Below are 18,181 nucleotides of genomic sequence, written 5' to 3' on the forward strand. Positions count from 1 at the left end.
GGGTCCGGCCGGAGCAACCGGTGAAGCGGGCCCTATAGGAACAGGCTTGAAAGACGCCCGCACAGGTGTCTTTTTATTATATACAGCCCGTTCCTGATCATACGGGCAGGAGGTCTGCCCGGCATTCCGGCAAGCAGTGCTTGAATAATAAGGCCGGAGCTTTTATTCTTAGAAGGATGTGCTGTATAGATACAGGCTTTAAGTTCAAGATAAAGGGTATCCCGCAGGGGAACCGCAATCTATAGAATCAGCAGCACTCAGCCCGGAATTTACAAACAGGAGGAAACCACTTGAGTACACACAAGATTGGAGTGCCCTTAGAGGGTTTTGCAGAATTCAGCCGGAAGGTAGCCGCAGAAGGTGCGGTGCTGCTGAAGAATGAGGGACAGGTGCTTCCGCTGGGGAACGGCGATAGCGTGGCTGTTTTTGGCCGAATACAGGTGAATTACTACCGTAGCGGCACCGGATCGGGCGGAAGCGTTCATGTTGCTTATACAACGAATCTGCTGGACGGCCTGCGCAGCAAAAAGAACATCAGCGTCAATGAAGAGCTGGCTGCCGCCTATGAGGAATGGATTGGCCGCAACCCGTTCGACGACGGCGGGAAGGTCTGGGCCGGTGAACCGTGGAACCAGAAGGAAATGCCGCTTACGGACGAGCTGGTGAAGCAGGCCAGAAGCCAATCGGACAAGGCTGTCGTGGTTATTGGCCGCACCGCTGGTGAAGACCAGGATAACGCCGATACACCGGGAAGCTACCGGCTGACGGAAGATGAGAAGGCGATGCTGAAGCAGGTTACGGCTTATTTTGAACAGACGGTTGTTGTGTTGAATGTGTCTAACATTATCGATATGAGCTGGGTGGATGACGCTGCTTATGTGCATCCTATCTCGGCTGTGATCTATTCCTGGCATGGCGGGATGGAAGGCGGTAACGCGATTGCCGACGTCCTGGCCGGAGAAGTAACGCCAAGCGGTAAACTGACCGATACGATTGCATATTCCATTGCCGACTACCCTTCCACCAAGAACTACGGCAATGAGTTCAAGAACCTGTATGAGGAAGATATCTATGTGGGCTACCGTTATTTCGAGACGTTCTGCCCGGAGAAGGTTCAATATGAATTCGGCTATGGCATCTCCTACACCACCTTCAAGCTGGAGACCGAAGAAGCGAGGCTGGTGGAGCAGGCTGGCGGGGCGCAGATCGAGCTGGGCGTAACCGTAACCAATACAGGAACTGCCTATGCCGGTAAAGAAGTGGTGCAGGTCTATTATGAAGCGCCGCAAGGACAGCTGGGCCAGCCGGCCAAGGCGCTTGCAGGCTTCGCGAAGACCCGGCTGCTTCAACCGGGCGAGTCCCAGCGGCTGACGGTAAGCTTCCCGCTGCACGCTATGGCTTCTTATGATGATGCCGGGGTGACCGGTCATCCGTCCGCTTATGTGCTGGAAGCCGGAACCTACCGCTTCTATGCCGGAACCAGTGTGAAGGCTGTATCGGCTATCTCTCTGGATGGACAAGAGGGTTATGTGCTGGAAGAGCTTAAGGTGGTAGAGCAGCTGCAGGAGGCTATGGCCCCTACCGAGAGCTTCATGCGCATGAAGCCGGGCGCGCGTAAGGAAGACGGCTCCTATGAGCTGACTTCTGCCGAGGTGCCGGTCCGCAAGGTGGATCTGGCCGCGCGGATTGAGAACAACCTGCCGCCGGTAATTGAGCAGACCGGCAATCAGGGATATATCCTGAGAGATGTGCATGAAGGCAAGGTCAGCATGGAGGCCTTCATCGCCCAGCTCAGTGACGAGGATCTGGCCGCGATTGTGCGCGGCGAAGGGATGAGCAGCCCGCTGGTCACTCCAGGCACGGCTTCGGCCTTCGGCGGAGTGAGCGACAGCCTGTTCAACTATGGTATTCCGGTGGCGGCAACCGCAGACGGCCCGTCCGGTATCCGTATGGACAGCGGTGAGAAAGCGACTCAGGTATCCATCGGAACCCTGCTGGCCGCGACCTGGAACGAAGAGCTGGTAGAAGAGCTGTATGTGCTGGAAGGCCAGGAATTGCTGCGCAACCGCGTGGATGCGCTGCTGGGGCCGGGCCTCAACATCCGCCGCAGTCCGCTGAACGGCCGGAACTTCGAATACTTCTCGGAGGACCCGCTGATCTCAGGGATCTTCGCTGCTGCCTGTACACGCGGAATCATGAAGGGCGGTTCGAATGCCACTCTGAAGCACTACGCCTGCAACAATCAGGAGAAGCACCGCAGCAAGGTTGATGCTGTCGTATCCGAACGGGCGCTGCGCGAGATCTACCTGAAGGGCTTCGAGATCGCCGTGAAGCAGGGCGGCGCGAATTGCATCATGACCTCTTACAATCCGGTGAACGGCCATTGGGCTGCTTCCAACTATGACCTGAACACAACGCTGCTTCGCGGCGAATGGGGCTTCCGGGGAATTGTAATGACCGACTGGTGGGCGCTGATGAATGATGTGGTGAACGGCGGGCCGGCAGACCGGAAGTTTACGAACTGGATGGTCCGGGCACAGAATGACCTGTACATGGTGGTCAGCAACTACGGCGCGGAGATCAATGCCTATGAGGACAATACCATTGCTTCGCTGGAGAACGGAACACTTACCCGGGGCGAGCTTCAGCGTTCGGCCATTAATATCTGCGAATTCATTATGAAGGCGCCGGTATTCTCCAGAAAGCATGAGAGTCTGGAGAAGGTAGAGACCTTCAAGGCAGATCCGGGTCTTGCGGCTGAGCAGGTTCAGGTGCTGAGCGAGAACGCGCAGGTGATCCCTGCGGTGTCCGCTCCAACCTATATCGAGGTGAGCGAGGCCGGTCCGTACCGTATGATTGTCAGCATGATGTCCACCGAGCCGGAGCTGGCCCAGAGCGCCTGCAACATGACCCTGAACGGACAAGCCGTGACGACCATTCAGACGCACGGCACGAACGGCAAATGGATCAGACAGCGGCTGGTGAAGATTGAGCTGGAAGCCGGACGGTATGAGATGAAGCTGGACTTCGTCAAGCCGGGCCTGCAGATTGAATGGATCGAATTCAAGCGGGTATAAGCTTTAGAGCAAGCTTGATTCACACCAATATCAGCAAAAGATTAGGCACCCTTACGGGTGTCTTTTTGCCGTAATCAAATGCTCCGCTTGCCATATACTGTACGGTTTCCGCCTGAATCCGCATACCCGCAATCCCGCCGAATAAAATAGGGTATAACGGCTACGATGAAGGAGTGTGTACAAGGATGCAGATACATGTAGTGCAGCCGGGGCAGACGCTGTATGGAATTGCGCAGGCCTACGGCGTGAGCATGGATGCGATTGAGGAGGCGAATAAGCTGTCTGCGCCGGAGCAGCTGGTCTCCGGGCAGGCGCTGGTGATCCCGATTGCCGGGCATTATTACTGGGTCCAGCCGGGCGACAGCTTTTACAGTATTGCCAAAAGGTTCGGCCTGAAGGCCAGCACCCTCGCGGAGGTGAACGGATTGGCGCTGAACCAGCCGCTGCAGACGGGAGTCCGGCTGTATATTCCCCCTGCCGCAAGGCGGGAGGCCGAGGTGAACGCTTATGTGGAGCCCAGAGGAGAGACCTTCTCCCAGACGCTCCAAAAGGCCGCAGCCGACGCAGCCCCGGATCTTACGTACCTTGCCCCGTTCAGCTTCCGCATCCAGCGTGACGGCTCGCTGCAAGCCCCGCCGCTGGATGATCTCGCCTCCATTGCAGCGCAGCATCAGGTGACCCTGATGATGGTCGTAACCAACCTGGAGAATGCCCAGTTCAGCTCGGAGCTGGGGCGTATTATTCTGAATGACCAGGAGGTCCAGGACCGGCTGCTGAAGAATATCATCTCGGAGGCGAAGCGGCTGAACTTCCGGGACATTCACTTCGACATGGAGTTTCTGCGGCCGGAGGACCGGGAGGCATACAACGCTTTTCTGCGCAAAGCGGCTGAGCTCATCCATAAGGAAGGCTTCCTGCTGTCCACCGCCCTTGCCCCAAAGACCAGCGCATCGCAGACGGGGGCCTGGTATACGGCGCATGACTACAAGGTCCACGGTCAGGTGGCGGACTTCGTGATTATTATGACCTATGAATGGGGCTACAGCGGCGGTCCGCCGATGCCTGTCTCGCCTATTGGACCGGTGCGCCAGGTGCTGACGTATGCAGCCAGCGAGATGCCTTCGCGCAAGATTATGATGGGGCAGAATTTGTACGGGTATGATTGGACGCTGCCCTTTGTAGCGGGCGGTCAATATGCCAAGGCGCTTAGTCCGCAGGCGGCGATTGATCTGGCCAGGAACCGGAACGCGGCGATTCTGTATGACTACAGAGCCCAGGCACCGCATTTCAACTACACCGATGATGCGGGCAAGCAGCATAAGGTATGGTTTGAGGACGCCCGCTCCATCCAGGCCAAGTTCGACCTGATCAAGGAGCTGGATCTGCGCGGAATCAGCTACTGGAAGCTGGGCTTGCCTTTTCCGCAGAACTGGCTGCTGCTTCAGGATAACTTCAAGGTGGTCAAAAAATAGCTCTCATCCCCCGCCACCTCCATACAGCTTGAAGGAACGATAAAAAAGGCTGCGCCTCCTACACGGGAAGCACAGCTTTTTTGGATTGTGCGGAGGGCCGGCTTAGCCCATTAAGCTCTTGAGTCCGCCCAGGAAGGGCCGGATTGACTTGATCATATTGTAGCCCATCTTCATGACCGGCATAGCCTTCTGTACCATACCGAACATCCCCATGAGCCGTCCCAGTCCGCCAGCCCCGGCAGCTCCCCCTGCCCCGCCCATGAGCGAACCCAGTAGGGGCATAAAGCTGGAGACATTCGCTTTGTGCGCAGCTGCGGAGGATTTTCTCCGTTTAGACTTGGAGCCTGGACGTGTGCTTGGTCTGGAGAGGATCACGGCCTCCTGATTCAGGTCAGTAATCCACCCGACGTAAGACCGCCCGTTATGCAGCGTGATGCAGACAGGCTGGCCTTTAAGCCGCTGTGCCTGCTTGCGAAGCTTTGCTTGCTGTGCCATTTTTCCTTCACCTCACCGTTTTTACTATATATCTTACTCAGAACCCGGGAGACGGCTTGTGCAGGTATGGAGTTTTAGGGGAATTTGTTAGAACAGGTACGGGCTGTTTTATATATATGATTAGCGTAATATTAAGGGGAGAGTGAGAACATATTCCATTATTTTAGAGGAGGAGAGAGATTATAATGCAAGAAATAGAGAAGCTGGCGCGGTTTATCGCGGCTTGCAATACTGAAAGCCAGCACTGCGGGTATGCGGGCAGCACGCTGGAGGATATCTTACATGACCTCAGTGACGGGTTGGCAGAGAGCAGCTATGTGTTATATGAAGGAGACGATATCACCGGCGCGATGATCCTCGATATCTATGATGTTGGTGGAGATCTGCAGGATATAGAGGTCTGGGGACCTTATTATTCCGTCCATCCTAAGGAGGAGCTCCGGCGTCTGTTCCATGATCTGAATGAAGTGGTCCAAGCCTCAAGCATCCGGTATGTTCACTTCTTCATTAGCAGCGCTAACTTGCCGCTCTATGAATATGTCAGCCGGCATCGTATTGAGAAGGTGAGGGCGCATCACCATTATTCATTAGATACCGCATTCGGGCAGAAGGGCAGCCCATCCGTTGGCCTGACTGTTCTGCAAATCACAGATTCTGAATCCAAGTGGACCGGACAGATTATGGAGCTGCATGACCGGCAGTTTCCAGGCGCTATCCTTACTAATGAGGAGATTCAGGCGGAAATAGAGGATAGCGGGGACAGTGAATATGATATCTATGCCGTGCTTGACGGCGATTCCTTCCTGGGCTACCTGATTGTCCGCAGAAACGAACGGACCCGTGTTCTTCATCTGGAATACATCTGCATCCGTCCTGAAGCGAGAGACAAGGGGGCGGGCAAGCAGTTGATCCAGTATCTGGCGGCGGCATACGGAGCGCAAGGTTATACACGGATTGAGCTGGATGTCAGTGAGGAGAACGAAGCGGCCATCCGCTTTTACGACAGAAACGGGTTCAGCAGGGAGCGTGTTATGAAGCATATTGTGATTGCAACTCAAGTCATATCTACACTCTAGGCCTCTGCTAAAATCAGCAATGAGAGGAGGAGAACAACCATGTACGAATGGAATGAGATGGTTCAGCGCATGATTGACTGGGTGGAGGAGGATCTTGCGGCTTCGCCTACGCTGCTGGAGATGTCGGAGCAGCTGGGGTATTCGCCGTATTACTGCACCCGGCAATTTCATGCGCTGACTGGGATGACGCTGCGGGACTATGTCTGGCAGCGCAGGATCAGCCGGGCGGCCCTGGAGCTTAGGGACACGGAGACGCGCATTCTGGATATTGCCGTGAAGTTCGGCTTTTCCTCCCAGGAGGCGTTCACTCGGGCCTTTCTTAGAGCCTTTAAACTCACTCCCCATGCATACCGGAAGGCTCCCCAGCCCATTCCGCTGGCTATTCGTGCCGAGGTGTTCTCTCCTTATCATTATTTGATTAAGGAGCGGGATAGAATGAGACAGGTGCATTTGCAGGAAGCAGAGATCAAGCTTGAGTTCATACCAGCGCATAAGTTTATCGGTATCCGCGACATCGATTCCAGTAATTACGGCGGGTTCTGGGAGAATGGGCATGACTGTGATGAGGTCTCCGGAACCCTGGAGAGCATGTCGCATGATACGCTGCCCGGGCAACTGGGCCAGACGGCAGGCTGGTTCTATCAGGAGGGGCGCAAAGGCTACCTGTATGGTATCCTTGTCGCGGCTGATTATGACGGGGCTGTTCCTGAGGGCATGGAATGCTGGGATATCCCGGAATCGGAATATCTGGTCTTTTTTCACCCGCCCTTTGATTACTTGCAGGACAATGGACAGGTGATGCGCATCGTGGAGGATGTGGCCTGGAATTATGATCCTGCGGTTATGGGCTATGTGTGGGACGAGGAGGAGAAGCAGGATTATCAGCGGCATTTCCCGGAGGGGTACGGCTATGCGGTGCTGCGGCCGGTCCGTAAAATAAGCTGACCTGAGCTGAGCACCAGGCTGGGTCAAGGAGAAGCGCAGGGCGCTTCTCCTTAAGTGGTTCGACCATTAATGCTCCTTTTAGTTAAGGGTAAGTTTCAGTGCTTTTCGTGCCAGAGCATCCGCCCTGTGCTCCATCGCAGCAACCTCCGCCAGTAGCTCGGCCTGCTGCTCCCGCTGCCGGGGTGTCCAGCTATCTCTGGGAGAGACGCCACTTGAGCGGAGGACCGCTGGGTCGGGCAAGTTCTGATAAGCCTCATCCAGCAGACCGGCCATTTCTCCATAGATCTCAGTCATCTTCTCCAAGGCAGCCTGTTCGCGCGGGGTATCCACCAGCGGCAGGGATTCACGCAGATAAGCTGCGGCGCTCCGGCGGGCATCCGCCAGGGCCATCATGCAGAAGTGATTGACCGATAACCTCCGGCTGAAGGCTTCACCGTCTGCTGAGGCATACCAAGCATGGTCCAGCAGCCCCTCGCTCCACGCCTCCAGTGCTTTGTAGCCTGTTGCATAAGAACTGTGGGCTGCACCCTCAGTCCCCATAGATTCCAGCTTCAAGCGAAGCGAGGCATACAGGTTCTCCAAGGCGGAAGGGGCCGCCGTCTGTTCACCCAGCCGGATGATCCGGTAAGGCCAGTGATCGACAAGGAGATACCCGTGAGATGCCTCCATATGGGCCTGAAAGTCAGGATCGTTCTCAAGCTCCGCGAAGGTCTCATCGTCGAAGTAACTGCGGCACAACAGCACCCTACCATCCTCCAGGTATCCGGTAATCACTCCCCACTCAGGGGCCACCCTCAGGTTAATTGCCACGGGCAGTCTGCCCTGCCGGATATCCTCCAGAATCGCAAGCTTCTCGGCGGCACGCTGCTGCGGCTCCAGACGGCTTAAGCGGGTGGCATCAATTCCATAAGCCCTACAGGCGGGGATTGAATAATCATAGACCACAAGAGCATCCGCAGAGCTGTAATCCCACACCGGCTCAAAAGCCACTCTCCAGCAAGCCCCCGAATTTCCCATAACCTGATCATAGGTTGTCTCTATGCCTCTGGCAGCAAGGGAGACCGTCATAGCCCCTGCCCAGGAGCAATCCATGCTCCGCCCGAAGCCAAGCCGCTGGATGCCTTCCACAATACATTTCTGCTGCGGAGAATCGGCCTGGTACAGGCGGCTGCGGTCTGTGCTGTAGCAGATCCGCTCGCCTTCAGCGCAGCTTACCGCATGAATCCCTTCGGCATTCATATAGACCAGCAGCAGATAATCGTTGCCGTCATTGTCGATCTGGCTTGGGAACAGCTCATGGGTGGCATTGAACTGATTCCAGCGGAAATGCTCGTAATGCTTCATTTTGGCCACGACATTGCGGTTCATCTGATCGTTACCATAGTACGCAGCAATGATTTGCAGCTCCCCGCTAGTCGCGGAATCACCGGCAGAATGGACATCGATGGTGAGCAACTGGCCCTTCAGCACAAAAGTCGAATACACACCGGCAGGTGTCTCATAGGTAACCAGCAGCAGCTTCAGCCGGTCGCTGGTCCAGGTACCAGGGAAAAGATGGTCCCCGGCCATCAGGCTCAGGCGGTCCGAGGCGACATACGGATTCACCAGACGGGTAACCTCCAACTCCTGCTGGCCGTCCGTGCAGATGGCAGAGAGGACCACTAGCTCCTGGGGCAGCAGAATGCTGTCAATCGGGTGGCCCAATGCTGCGGACAGCAGGGGAAGAGTGGCCGTCTCCGGCAGAGATTTCCCGGTTTCCCATTTGGAGACCGCTTGGGCGCTGACCTGTAGCTGTTCAGCTAATTGTTCCTGGGACAAGCCTTTCATTTTGCGGAGGGTGGCAATCCGTTTCCCCACTTTATCGTTATTAATCATGCTTCGTACAACTCCCGTTAATGGATTCCGACGTCGTAAGCTTATTATAATCTCAGCCCCCGGAATAACCCATATATTGGAGTAGGGGGCGGATCGTATGGGAATCAACTGCAGGTTGAGCTATACTTGCCTGCGCTGTTCTAATGCTGATCGTGATAAGTTTATTAAAAAAGCTTGCGCTTCTTCTGAATTCATGATATATTATTTCTTGCGTTGCATTACATCTTTTGCGGTCGTGGCGGAATTGGCAGACGCGCACGGTTCAGGTCCGTGTGGTAGCAATACCGTGGAGGTTCGAGTCCTCTCGACCGCATATCAGCTTTAGCACAATGCACGGAAGGCCCTTCTTGATGAAGGGTCTTTTTTGTTGTGACGAGCAGAATGTAATCGAAAAACCGATCATATTCGGCGCCGAGTAGGCGTGCGGGCCAAATGTAATCGAAAAACCGATTACAATCGGCGTCGAGTGGGTGCGTGGGCCGAATGTAATCGAAAAACCGAATACATTCGGTACTGAGTGGGCGCGCGGGCCAAATGTAATCGAAAAACCGAACACATTCGGCACCGAGTAAGCGCGTAGGCCAAATGTAATCGAAAAACCGAACACATTCGGTGCTGAGTAAGCGCGCGGGCCAAATGTAATCGAAAAACCGAATACATTCGGCGCCGAGTAGGAGCGCGGGCCGAATGTAATCGAAAAACCGAATACATTCGTCGCCGAGTAGGCGCGCGGGCCAAATGTAATCGAAAAACCGAACACATTCGGCACCGAGTAAGCGCGTAGGCGAAATGTAATCGAAAAACAGGCATGACAAGGCAGAGGCCTTGTCACCCCCAGGAATGAAAATAAGTGGTTGGCATCCGTCGCATCCATTCTAAATGAGGCTGTAGTCGTCAACACTTACATATACAAATCAAAGGGCGGAAACGGTTACTGGGACCCACCCCGTTCGAAAAACCGTTCTATTGCGCTTTTCGAGCATCGCCTATTGTAGCCCCCAAAAGTACGTGTATTAAATTACACTCACTCGAGCGCATGATTTGTAAACTGACGATGGAGGATGGTAGGAATGGATGCTGTACGTATGTGTTGCGCCGGTCTGGACGTGCATCAGGAAACCGTTGTAGCCTGCGTGTTAAAAGGACCGATCGAACAGAAACCCCAATATCACCTGAAAACGTTTGGGACGACAACCAAAGAATTGCTCGGCCTGCAAGATTGGCTGAGTGAACACGGCTGCCGGGAAGTGGTGATGGAGAGCACCGGCGTGTTATGGAAACCGGTATGGAACATCTTAGAGGGCAGTTGTGACCTCGTCCTGGCCAACGCCCGGCGGGTAAAGAATACGTCGGGTCGAAAAACGGACATGCAAGACGCGCGCTGGTTAGCGCAATTGCACCGTTGCGGGCTCATTGAAGGCAGTATGGTGCCCGAACAGGACATCCGGGATTTGCGGGATTTGACTCGTTACCGGAGTAAGATGGTGCAGGCGGTGACGGCGGAGAAAAACCGCATTCACAAAATCCTGCAGGATGCCAACATCAAACTAACCACCTTTATGTCCGATCTCTATGGGGTTACGGGACGGGGCCTGCTCCAGAAGATCATGGACGGCGAGGTCGTGGACGAAGTGACCGTTAAAAACCTGGTCAAAACCCGTTTAAAAAAGAAAGTTCCGCAGCTACTCGACGCGCTCAATGGCAAGTTGCGCCGTCATCATCGGGAGATGATTCGAGACCACTGGGACCACTTGGTCTATTTGGAGAAAAGAATCACGGAACTGGAAGCGCGAATCGAGGCGAAGGCAGAACCGTACCTGGAGGTGATTGAACAAATTGACTCCATTCCAGGAATTGAGCGGACGTCTGCTGTGACCATTTTTGCCGAAGTGGGGCCGCATGTCGCGGAAATGTTCCCGAGTGATGCGCAGTTCGCTTCATGGGCGGGAGTGTGTCCAGGGAACAACGAAAGTGCGGGAAAGCGAAGAAAGTCAAAAACGATGCAAGGGAACAAGCATCTGAAAGGTGCGTTGTGTCAGGCGGCTTGGGCGAACGCTCGCTCCTCGAACCGGATCGGCCAATTCTTTCGACGAATCCGGAAGAGACGAGGAGATAAAAAAGCAAACGTCGCCACGGCGCATTTGCTGATTCGAATCCTCCATGCCCTGATGCGGGAGAAGAGGTCATACCAAGAAATAGACGTCTCACTAGGCGATGAGACGTCCAAGAAAAACAGGTTGGATCGGTACGTTCAATATATCCAGCAGTTAGGATATAGCGTGCAACTAAATCCTACCCCATAGTCTTCCCTTTTTCAAAAAAACGAAACGTTTTTTGGGGGCGGTGGGTCTTTTTTTGTCAAAACCCAGTCTGCGGCGCGTTTTCCGGTACTTTTATTTTCGTATTAAACCGAACACATTCGGCGCCGAGTAGGTGCGCGGGCCAAATGTAATCGAAAAACCGAACACATTCGACGCCGAATGGGTGCGCGGGCGAAATGTAATCGAAAAACCGATCACATTCGGCGCTATGTGGGCTAAACAGCCCCCTGTCCCACATTCAAGTGGAGACAGGGGGCTGCTGCATTACCCGTGCATAGCTCACCGCTGCCGGGACAGCGGGTGTCTATCTACTCTATCGATGTTGCCTATGCTATTCTCTCTACCCCTGCCAGATGTCGGCAATCTGCACCGGCTGGCCGGTGCGCATGGAGCGGTTGGCGGCGATGCCGGTCATGATCGACATAGCGCCGTCCAGATGGGAGGCAGCGCGGTTGAAGCGGTCCGCCTGCTTGTCGCCAAAAATATCGCGAAGCAGCACCGGGTCGCCGCCGCCGTGTCCGCCGCTGCCGCTCTCGAACTCTACGCGGTACGGCGCCTTGAAGTGCGGGTAGATCATCAGGCTGATGCCGTTCAGTGCGCCTTCATCCGCTTTGTCGCCGCCGGAGTTGACATAGGATTGCTCCGTAATCCGTACCTCCATCCTCCCCTGCGTGCCGTTGAACACGATAATGAAGCCCTCCCACGGCATATAAGCATTAAGCGAATAGTTCATGACCGTCTTATTCTTGTATTTGACCATAACACTCATCGTGTCCTCGATGCTGATATTGTCCCCGAACACACTCTGGTCGCGCTGATACCCGTCTTCATGCTCGGCGTCCAGATACATGCGCTTCAGGTGTTCATTCTGGTCCAGGTGCAACGCGAAGGGGTCGTTCTCAGCCGCCTTGCTGCCGTACGCCCGCTGGTAGAACTCGGTGATGCCCCGTTTCTCGGCATTCTCCCGGCCATAGAAGCGCAGGTCGCCCATAGCGAAGACCGTGTCAGGCTGCGACCCCAGCCAGAAGTTCATCAGATCAAAGTGATGCGTCGATTTGTGCACCAGCAGGCCGCCGCTGTTCCGCTTGTCGCGGTGCCATCTGCGGAAATAATCCGCCCCGTGCTGGGTGTTCAGCAGCCATTCGAAGTTCACCGACAGAATCTCGCCCAGCACGCCATCCATAATCACCTCACGGATCTTCGTGTTGTGCGGCGCGTAGCGGTAGTTGAAGGTAACCCGCAGACTCCGCCCGGTCCGTTCAATCGCATCGAAGATGTCGCGGCATTTCTCCTCATCGATGGTCATCGGCTTCTCGGAGATTACATCGCAGCCCAGCTCCATAGCGCGGATAATGTACTTATGGTGCGTCCGGTCAATCGAAGTCACCAGCACGAAGTCCGGCCGGGTCTCGGTGATCATGCGGTCGAAATCCTGGGCTTTGTAGGTTGGGACCGCCGGGTATTGGTATTTATCCTGAAGCAGATGATTCGCATAATCCATCCGCGTCTGATTGACATCGCAGAAGGCCACCAGCTCGGATGTATCATTGTAAGCGGTAACAAGAGCGCCATAGAAAAATTCAGCCCGCCCGCCGGTGCCGACGAGCGCATATTTCTTTTTGGACAAGGGGATCACTCCATTTACTTAGGGTTGCTTCTATTCTATAGTATAGAAAATGCAGAAAGTGAACGGGATTTAGTCTCTTTCTCCCCAAAGTAAGCATATCTTATCCTGACAGGAGGTCCGACACAGCAGAATGGAGCCTATCTTTCACATCGAACAGCTGAAGCGAATCGGGCAGTTCAATATGGACACCGACCATTTCCATGATTTCTATGAGATCTACTATCTGCTGTCCGGGCAGCGGCATTACTATATCCGTAACCGCATGTACGCACTGGAGGCCGGAGACCTGGTGTTTATCAACAAAAACCATTTGCACCGCACCACAGGCGGAAGCCATCTGCCGCATGAGCGGGTGCTGGTGAGCTTTGGCGATGCGGACCTTGCGCCGGTGGCTCCTGCACCGGACTGGATGAATGTGTTCGGCGGGGAGAGCTTCCTGCTGCGGCCAACCGCGCATGAGCAGGGACGAATTGCCGATCTGCTTCAGGCCATGCTGGAGGAGCAGAGGGAAGGGCAGCTCTGGAGCATGGAATACATAAGGACGCTGCTGCTGCAGCTGCTGATTCTGCTGGAGCGCATCCGCAAGGCGAAGCCGGCCCTGGTCTCGCCGGAGCAGAGCGAGGGGCAGCGCCGGGTGTACAGCATTATCGAATATCTGGACAACCACTACAGCGAGCGGCTGAGCCTTGGGGGAATTGCCGAGCAGTTCTACGTCAGCTCCACCTATCTGTGCCGGATCTTCAAGCAGACCACCGGATTCACGATCATTGAATACCTGAACTATGTCCGCATCCGTGAAGCCAAGGCGCTGCTCATCCAGACGAATTGGCCAATCACCCGGGTGGCTGATACGGCAGGCTTCGAGAGCATCGCCCATTTCGGACGGGTGTTCAAAGGAATAACGGGACGCTCCCCGCTCCAGTACCGCAAGCAGCACAGGGCATGATGATAGCGAGGCACATCCCTTGTTTCGTTTCGGCAATGGCTGCGGAAATGTTACATATTTTTCAATCTTTGGCCCAGGGTTTGCCTTATAATGGTGAAGGTTGAAATACAAATATTGGGGTGTGTGATGACAATGAAATCAGGGGGCCTCTGGCTTGCTGCCGCCATGCTTGCGGTAACCGTAACCGGGTGTTCCTCGGACAATGCAGGCGCTGGCAGAGAGAGCATGGAGAAGCTGAAAACAGAGATTAGTGAGCTGCAGAAGGAGAACAGATTCCTGAAAGAGGAGAATGACAGGCTGAAGGAGAGCCTGGTGAAGCCTGTGACAGCGGAGGAGGAGCAGGGGGCGGTGAAGCTTCTTAATAACGGGAGCGGTGCTGCTGCGGCTGATTCCGGGGAGGTTTACAAGCTGATCATCAAAGGCACACCACTGGTGATTGATGAGACGGGTGAGTATACCATTACCAAGACCTCTTTCAGCAAGAAGGTAACTCCATCCAATCCGGGGTCATTCTACACTTACTATGAAGCCAAGGAGCCGGGTACAACCTATCTGGCGATCACCTTGAGGGTGAAGAATCTGGCAGGCCAGGCGATTAGTGCGGACAAAGTAGCGGATGTGGAGGTTACATATGACAACAAATATGTGTACAGCACCTTCGCGACGATGGAGAAGAACGGCGGCGAAGATTTCACCTATACCAACATCTCGACGATTGGACCGCTGAAGAACGGTACTCTGGTGTTCCTGGCCGAGGTTCCTGATGAAGTGAAATCCAGCGGCAAGCCGCTATATGCCGACTTCGGGATTGAGGGCGAAACCTACCGCTATACCATTGTAAAATAAAAAAAGAGCCTGTGCGCCGCAGAATGGTCTGCGGTCAGCATAGGCTCTTGTTGATATTATGGGATTAGTCCTGAGCGAAAAAAGCCGGCAGATACTCCCGGTTCGCCTCCAGCATCTCATCCAACAGGGCAATCGCCACTTCCACGGAACGGATGAGCGGGTGATGGGCGAGCGCCTGAATCGCCAGGCTGCGGTCGCCCGTGACGGCAGCGTCGATGGCGAGCTGCTCGTAGGTCTTCACGGCGTGGATGAGCCCTTTGGCCATCGGCGGAATTTTGGTCAACGGCAGCGGGAGGGGACCGGTCTTCGTAACCACACAGTTGACCTCGACGCTGGCGTCATCCGGCAGGAAATCCAGAATGCCGCGGTTCGCCACATTGAGCGTCTGGATGTCATTGGTCCCGTTATAGAGCGAGCGCATCAGATTCACAGCCGCCTCCGAATAAAAGGCTCCGCCGCGCTGCTCCAACTGCTTCGGCTTCTCATTAAGCTCCAGGTCGCTGTAGATGGCGAACAGCTCCTCCTCCACACGCTTAACGACCTCAGCACGGTTTCCGCCTTGTGCTGCGGCTTCCTGCTGCTCTGCAAGCATCGCATCCGTCATGTAGAAGTACTTCAGATAATAGGAGGGCAGGGCGTGCAGCGATTGCAGGAATTCCGGGTTCCACTCGCGTGCCGGCACATTCTTCGCGCTGTAGCCTGCGGTATCCTCCAGCATCTCTTGCAGCTTGTCTTCACCCTCCACATCGATCCGGGTAATCCAGTGCAGGTGGTTCAGGCCGACGAACTCGGCATAGATGCGGTCAGGGGCGGCGTCATACTTGGCCGACACCTGCTTAATTAGGCCAATCGGGGCATTGCACAGGCCGATGCTCTTCACCTTGGAGTACCGCAGCACGGCTTCCGTGACCATGCCCGCCGGGTTGGTGAAGTTGAGCAGCCAGGCGTCCGGCGCCAGCTCCTCAATATCTTGGCAGATGCCGAGAATAACAGGGATGGTGCGCAGCGCCTTCAGCATGCCGCCGGGACCGGTCGTCTCCTGGCCGATCACGCCGTACTTCAGCGGAATCGACTCGTCGCGGGCGCGGGCGTCCAGCATCCCGACGCGGATCTGGGTGCTGACGAAGTCGGCCCCGGCAATAGCCTTGCGGCGGTCGGTAGTGAGATGGACCTCGATCGGCAGGCCCGACTTCTCCACCATGCGCTTCGCCAGAGCGCCTACGATGTTCAGCTTATGCAGGCCTGCTTCAATGTCTACAAGCCATAGCTCCCGGACCGGGAGCTCCTTATAATGCAGGATGAAGCCTTCAACCAGCTCGGGGGTATAAGAAGACCCCCCGCCGATGACGGCAATCTTCAGACCTTGGTTTGCTGTCACAATGAATCACTCCTGTCTGGTGATGATGGTTGGAATCTGCTCAAATTCCTGGTAAGCACGCATCGTCTCATACATATCCCGGCTGATCGTAATCCCGTCCCGCTCCAGCGCCGACCAGACGGCGCCAATCACAGGCTCGGTGGACAGGGTGACCACCGCGGCCCCCGGTGCCGCTTCGCGTACCGCCTGCTCGACCGGACCGCGGATCCAGCCGCGGTCGCCCCGGGTCAGCAGGCTTCCGGCCAGCACCACATCGAAGGTATCCTTCTCCATGCCGAGCCGGCGGATAACGGCCGCCGCCGCCTTGCCCAGCTCCACGCCCTGGCGGTTCAGAATCGCCAGCGCAGCCGCATCGCCTTCCGCTGCCGCCGGGAACAGCAGGCGGGCCGCATCCAGCGGCACCTGCTTCCCGTGATCGAGGAAGTCATCGTACATATCGTCCACCCGCTCATAGCCAAGCAGCCTGAGGAGCGGCTCCGTCAGCAGCGTGGGGACCTCGCGGCCGTCCCAGGCCCGGATGACCGTGCGGAACACCTCGATGTTCAGCGCGCCGCCGCCGCCGAAATCGCCGTACATATAATCGAAGCCGCCGCATTGGAAGTGGCGGCCCTCAGGATTCAGGCCCGCCGCATTGGTGCCGGTGCCGCAGATCAGGGCTACCCCGTAGGGGCGGTCCGTCCCCGCCCGCAGGCCGATCATCGGGTCGCCGCTGATCGTGTAGTCCGCGAATCCGATGCGGCGGATCATCGGATGGAGAATATTATAATCGGTCTGGCGGTCAGCTCCGGCCAGCCCGAGGAAGGCATGACGGAGCTGATCCAGCCGCAGTCCGGCTTCGGCCAGCGCCAGGGAGGCCGCTTCGCGGATATTGTTCTCCGCCTGCGTCACGCCGGTCTGGTGGTTGCCGTTGCCGCTCCTGCCCTTGCCGAGAATGCGGCCTTGTTCATCGCATATGAGGGCGTAGGTCTTGCTGCCGCCCCCGTCGATTCCCATATAATAAGCCAATGGTTTGTCACTCCTATAATTTTATCTTCGTCGATTCCCGCACAATCAGCTCCGGATCGATCTTAATATTGGAGCCGCGCTTCATCTCCCCGCTGATCCGGCGCAGCAGCATCTCGGCGGCGGCCACGCCGATCTTGTCCGCCGGCTGGCGCACCGTGGTCAGATGCGGGCGGAGCCGGGAGGCGATATAGTGGTCGTCGTAGCCGACGACGGCAACCTCCCCGGGCACCTGTATACCGGCCTCCATCAGGGCATTGATCACCCCGAGGGCAATATTGTCATCTCCGGCGAATACCGCCTCCGGCAGCTTGCCCTCCGCGAGCCAGCGCTGCGCGGTGTCATAGCCCATGCCAATCTCGAATTCACCGGGAACGATCTCGAACGGATCAAGGCCCTGCTCCTGCAGCGCCTGCAGGAAGCCCGCGCGCCTCTCCCGCGTGCTGCGGAACATCTCCTGCCCGCAGAGATGGGCGATGGAGGTATGCCCCAGCTCCAGCAGGTGGCGTGCTGCGGCATACCCGCCTTTGAAATTGTCGATGGTGATCGAGTAGCTGTCATTCTCCGGCAGCTGGTTGTCGATCAGCACGTAGGGAATCCCCCGCCGCTTCAGCTCGACAATATAATTATCCTCCTGCATCGGGGAGAGCAGGATGAGCCCGTCAACCCGGTCTTCCTGGATCAGGTAATGATTCTCGTCCGAATCGATGCCTGTCGAGACCGAGACCGCGAGGAAATACCCGTGCAGGGCCAGTGTCTCATTCAGCTCCTTAACCACGGCATCGAAGAAGGAATCCTGCAGGGTCGTTACAATCAGGCCGATGATCCCGGTCTTGCCGCTGGCCAGACTGCGGGCCGCTGCATTCGGGTGGTAATTCAGCTCCTTGATCGCGTCGAGCACCTTCTGGCGGTTCTTCTCGCGCACAGTCCCGGCCCCGTTCAATACCCGCGATACGGTGACCACGGACAGCCCTGATTTTTTGGCAACATCAAAAATACTCACTTTCATCCCAAGCGCTCCTTGCGGTAGATTGTCCGGTACTCTTAAAATATAAGAATTTATATGTTTCACACGATAACTTATCCTTCTATTTCTCGCTGAAACGGTACCGTCCTTTAAA

13 protein-coding genes and 1 tRNA gene are annotated in these 18,181 nt (G+C 55.9%); 8 read left to right on the forward strand and 6 right to left on the reverse strand.

The features are described 5' to 3' along the window. Positions 1–290: 290 nt before the first annotated feature. Both MHI24_RS17585 and MHI24_RS17590 read left to right on the forward strand, forming a co-directional pair. On the forward strand, positions 291–3,077 hold the full coding sequence (locus MHI24_RS17585; RefSeq protein ID WP_340020821.1) for a glycoside hydrolase family 3 C-terminal domain-containing protein: 2,787 nt from the start codon (positions 291–293) through the stop codon (positions 3,075–3,077). Between the two features lie 185 nt (positions 3,078–3,262). Next, complete coding sequence (locus MHI24_RS17590; RefSeq protein WP_340020822.1) at positions 3,263–4,549, forward strand: glycoside hydrolase family 18 protein; 1,287 nt, start codon at positions 3,263–3,265, stop codon at positions 4,547–4,549. 102 nt (positions 4,550–4,651) lie between these two features. On the opposite strand, the gene MHI24_RS17595 is transcribed toward MHI24_RS17590, so the two are convergent. Next, entirely contained in the window at positions 4,652–5,044 is a 393-nt protein-coding gene (locus MHI24_RS17595) for a hypothetical protein (protein ID WP_340020823.1), read from the reverse strand. A 185-nt stretch (positions 5,045–5,229) separates the two neighbouring features. Between MHI24_RS17595 and MHI24_RS17600 the strand changes: the two genes are divergently transcribed. Together MHI24_RS17600 and MHI24_RS17605 are read left to right on the forward strand one after the other, a co-directional pair. Next, positions 5,230–6,120, forward strand: a complete 891-nt coding sequence (locus tag MHI24_RS17600; RefSeq protein WP_340020824.1) for a GNAT family N-acetyltransferase — start codon at positions 5,230–5,232, stop codon at positions 6,118–6,120. A 39-nt stretch (positions 6,121–6,159) separates the two neighbouring features. Next, complete coding sequence (locus MHI24_RS17605) at positions 6,160–7,065, forward strand: AraC family transcriptional regulator (protein WP_340020825.1); 906 nt, start codon at positions 6,160–6,162, stop codon at positions 7,063–7,065. A gap of 78 nt (positions 7,066–7,143) precedes the next feature. On the opposite strand, the gene MHI24_RS17610 is transcribed toward MHI24_RS17605, so the two are convergent. Then, positions 7,144–8,940: a helix-turn-helix domain-containing protein gene (locus MHI24_RS17610; protein ID WP_340020826.1), complete on the reverse strand. Its 1,797-nt coding sequence runs from the start codon at positions 8,938–8,940 to the stop codon at positions 7,144–7,146. Positions 8,941–9,169: 229 nt separating this feature from the next. Here MHI24_RS17610 and MHI24_RS17615 point away from each other — a divergent pair. Both MHI24_RS17615 and MHI24_RS17620 read left to right on the forward strand, forming a co-directional pair. Then, positions 9,170–9,253, forward strand: a tRNA-Leu gene (locus tag MHI24_RS17615). 757 nt (positions 9,254–10,010) lie between these two features. Further along, positions 10,011–11,243, forward strand: a complete 1,233-nt coding sequence (locus tag MHI24_RS17620; protein ID WP_340020827.1) for an IS110 family transposase — start codon at positions 10,011–10,013, stop codon at positions 11,241–11,243. 358 nt (positions 11,244–11,601) lie between these two features. Here the strand turns inward: MHI24_RS17620 and MHI24_RS17625 are convergent, their stop codons facing one another. Then, positions 11,602–12,888: a Gfo/Idh/MocA family oxidoreductase gene (locus MHI24_RS17625; RefSeq protein ID WP_340020828.1), complete on the reverse strand. Its 1,287-nt coding sequence runs from the start codon at positions 12,886–12,888 to the stop codon at positions 11,602–11,604. Positions 12,889–13,018: 130 nt separating this feature from the next. Here MHI24_RS17625 and MHI24_RS17630 point away from each other — a divergent pair, with 130 nt between their 5' ends. After that, positions 13,019–13,834: an AraC family transcriptional regulator gene (locus MHI24_RS17630; RefSeq protein WP_340020829.1), complete on the forward strand. Its 816-nt coding sequence runs from the start codon at positions 13,019–13,021 to the stop codon at positions 13,832–13,834. Positions 13,835–13,960: 126 nt separating this feature from the next. Next, positions 13,961–14,680 (forward strand): bZIP transcription factor, encoded by a 720-nt coding sequence (locus MHI24_RS17635; RefSeq protein WP_340020830.1) that lies wholly within the window; start codon positions 13,961–13,963, stop codon positions 14,678–14,680. A gap of 64 nt (positions 14,681–14,744) precedes the next feature. Here the strand turns inward: MHI24_RS17635 and MHI24_RS17640 are convergent, their stop codons facing one another. Genes MHI24_RS17640 through MHI24_RS17650 form a run of 3 tightly spaced genes read right to left on the reverse strand, consistent with a single transcriptional unit; the run spans position 14,745 to position 18,069 of the window. Then, the gene (locus MHI24_RS17640) at positions 14,745–16,058 is read right to left on the reverse strand and encodes a 6-phospho-beta-glucosidase (RefSeq protein WP_340020831.1); all 1,314 of its coding nucleotides are present in this window, start codon (positions 16,056–16,058) and stop codon (positions 14,745–14,747) included. 6 nt (positions 16,059–16,064) lie between these two features. After that, the gene (locus tag MHI24_RS17645; RefSeq protein ID WP_340020832.1) at positions 16,065–17,063 is read right to left on the reverse strand and encodes a BadF/BadG/BcrA/BcrD ATPase family protein; all 999 of its coding nucleotides are present in this window, start codon (positions 17,061–17,063) and stop codon (positions 16,065–16,067) included. Positions 17,064–17,076: 13 nt separating this feature from the next. Next, positions 17,077–18,069, reverse strand: coding sequence for a LacI family DNA-binding transcriptional regulator (locus MHI24_RS17650; protein WP_340020833.1), 993 nt, complete (start codon positions 18,067–18,069; stop codon positions 17,077–17,079). Positions 18,070–18,181 lie beyond the last annotated feature (112 nt).

Source organism: Paenibacillus sp. FSL K6-1096, from assembly GCF_037977055.1.
In the GTDB taxonomy this organism is placed as follows: domain Bacteria; phylum Bacillota; class Bacilli; order Paenibacillales; family Paenibacillaceae; genus Paenibacillus_AQ.

What these genes read in the sequence shown, in the direction of transcription:
- MHI24_RS17620 (WP_340020827.1), top strand. Translation starts at nt 10,011, where the DNA reads ATGGATGCTGTACGTATGTGTTGCGCCGGTCTGGACGTGCATCAGGAA.
- MHI24_RS17605 (WP_340020825.1), top strand. Translation starts at nt 6,160, where the DNA reads ATGTACGAATGGAATGAGATGGTTCAGCGCATGATTGACTGGGTGGAG.
- MHI24_RS17610 (WP_340020826.1), bottom strand. Translation starts at nt 8,940, where the DNA reads ATGATTAATAACGATAAAGTGGGGAAACGGATTGCCACCCTCCGCAAA.
- MHI24_RS17650 (WP_340020833.1), bottom strand. Translation starts at nt 18,069, where the DNA reads ATGAAAGTGAGTATTTTTGATGTTGCCAAAAAATCAGGGCTGTCCGTG.
- MHI24_RS17590 (WP_340020822.1), top strand. Translation starts at nt 3,263, where the DNA reads ATGCAGATACATGTAGTGCAGCCGGGGCAGACGCTGTATGGAATTGCG.
- MHI24_RS17600 (WP_340020824.1), top strand. Translation starts at nt 5,230, where the DNA reads ATGCAAGAAATAGAGAAGCTGGCGCGGTTTATCGCGGCTTGCAATACT.
- MHI24_RS17630 (WP_340020829.1), top strand. Translation starts at nt 13,019, where the DNA reads ATGGAGCCTATCTTTCACATCGAACAGCTGAAGCGAATCGGGCAGTTC.
- MHI24_RS17635 (WP_340020830.1), top strand. Translation starts at nt 13,961, where the DNA reads ATGACAATGAAATCAGGGGGCCTCTGGCTTGCTGCCGCCATGCTTGCG.
- MHI24_RS17595 (WP_340020823.1), bottom strand. Translation starts at nt 5,044, where the DNA reads ATGGCACAGCAAGCAAAGCTTCGCAAGCAGGCACAGCGGCTTAAAGGC.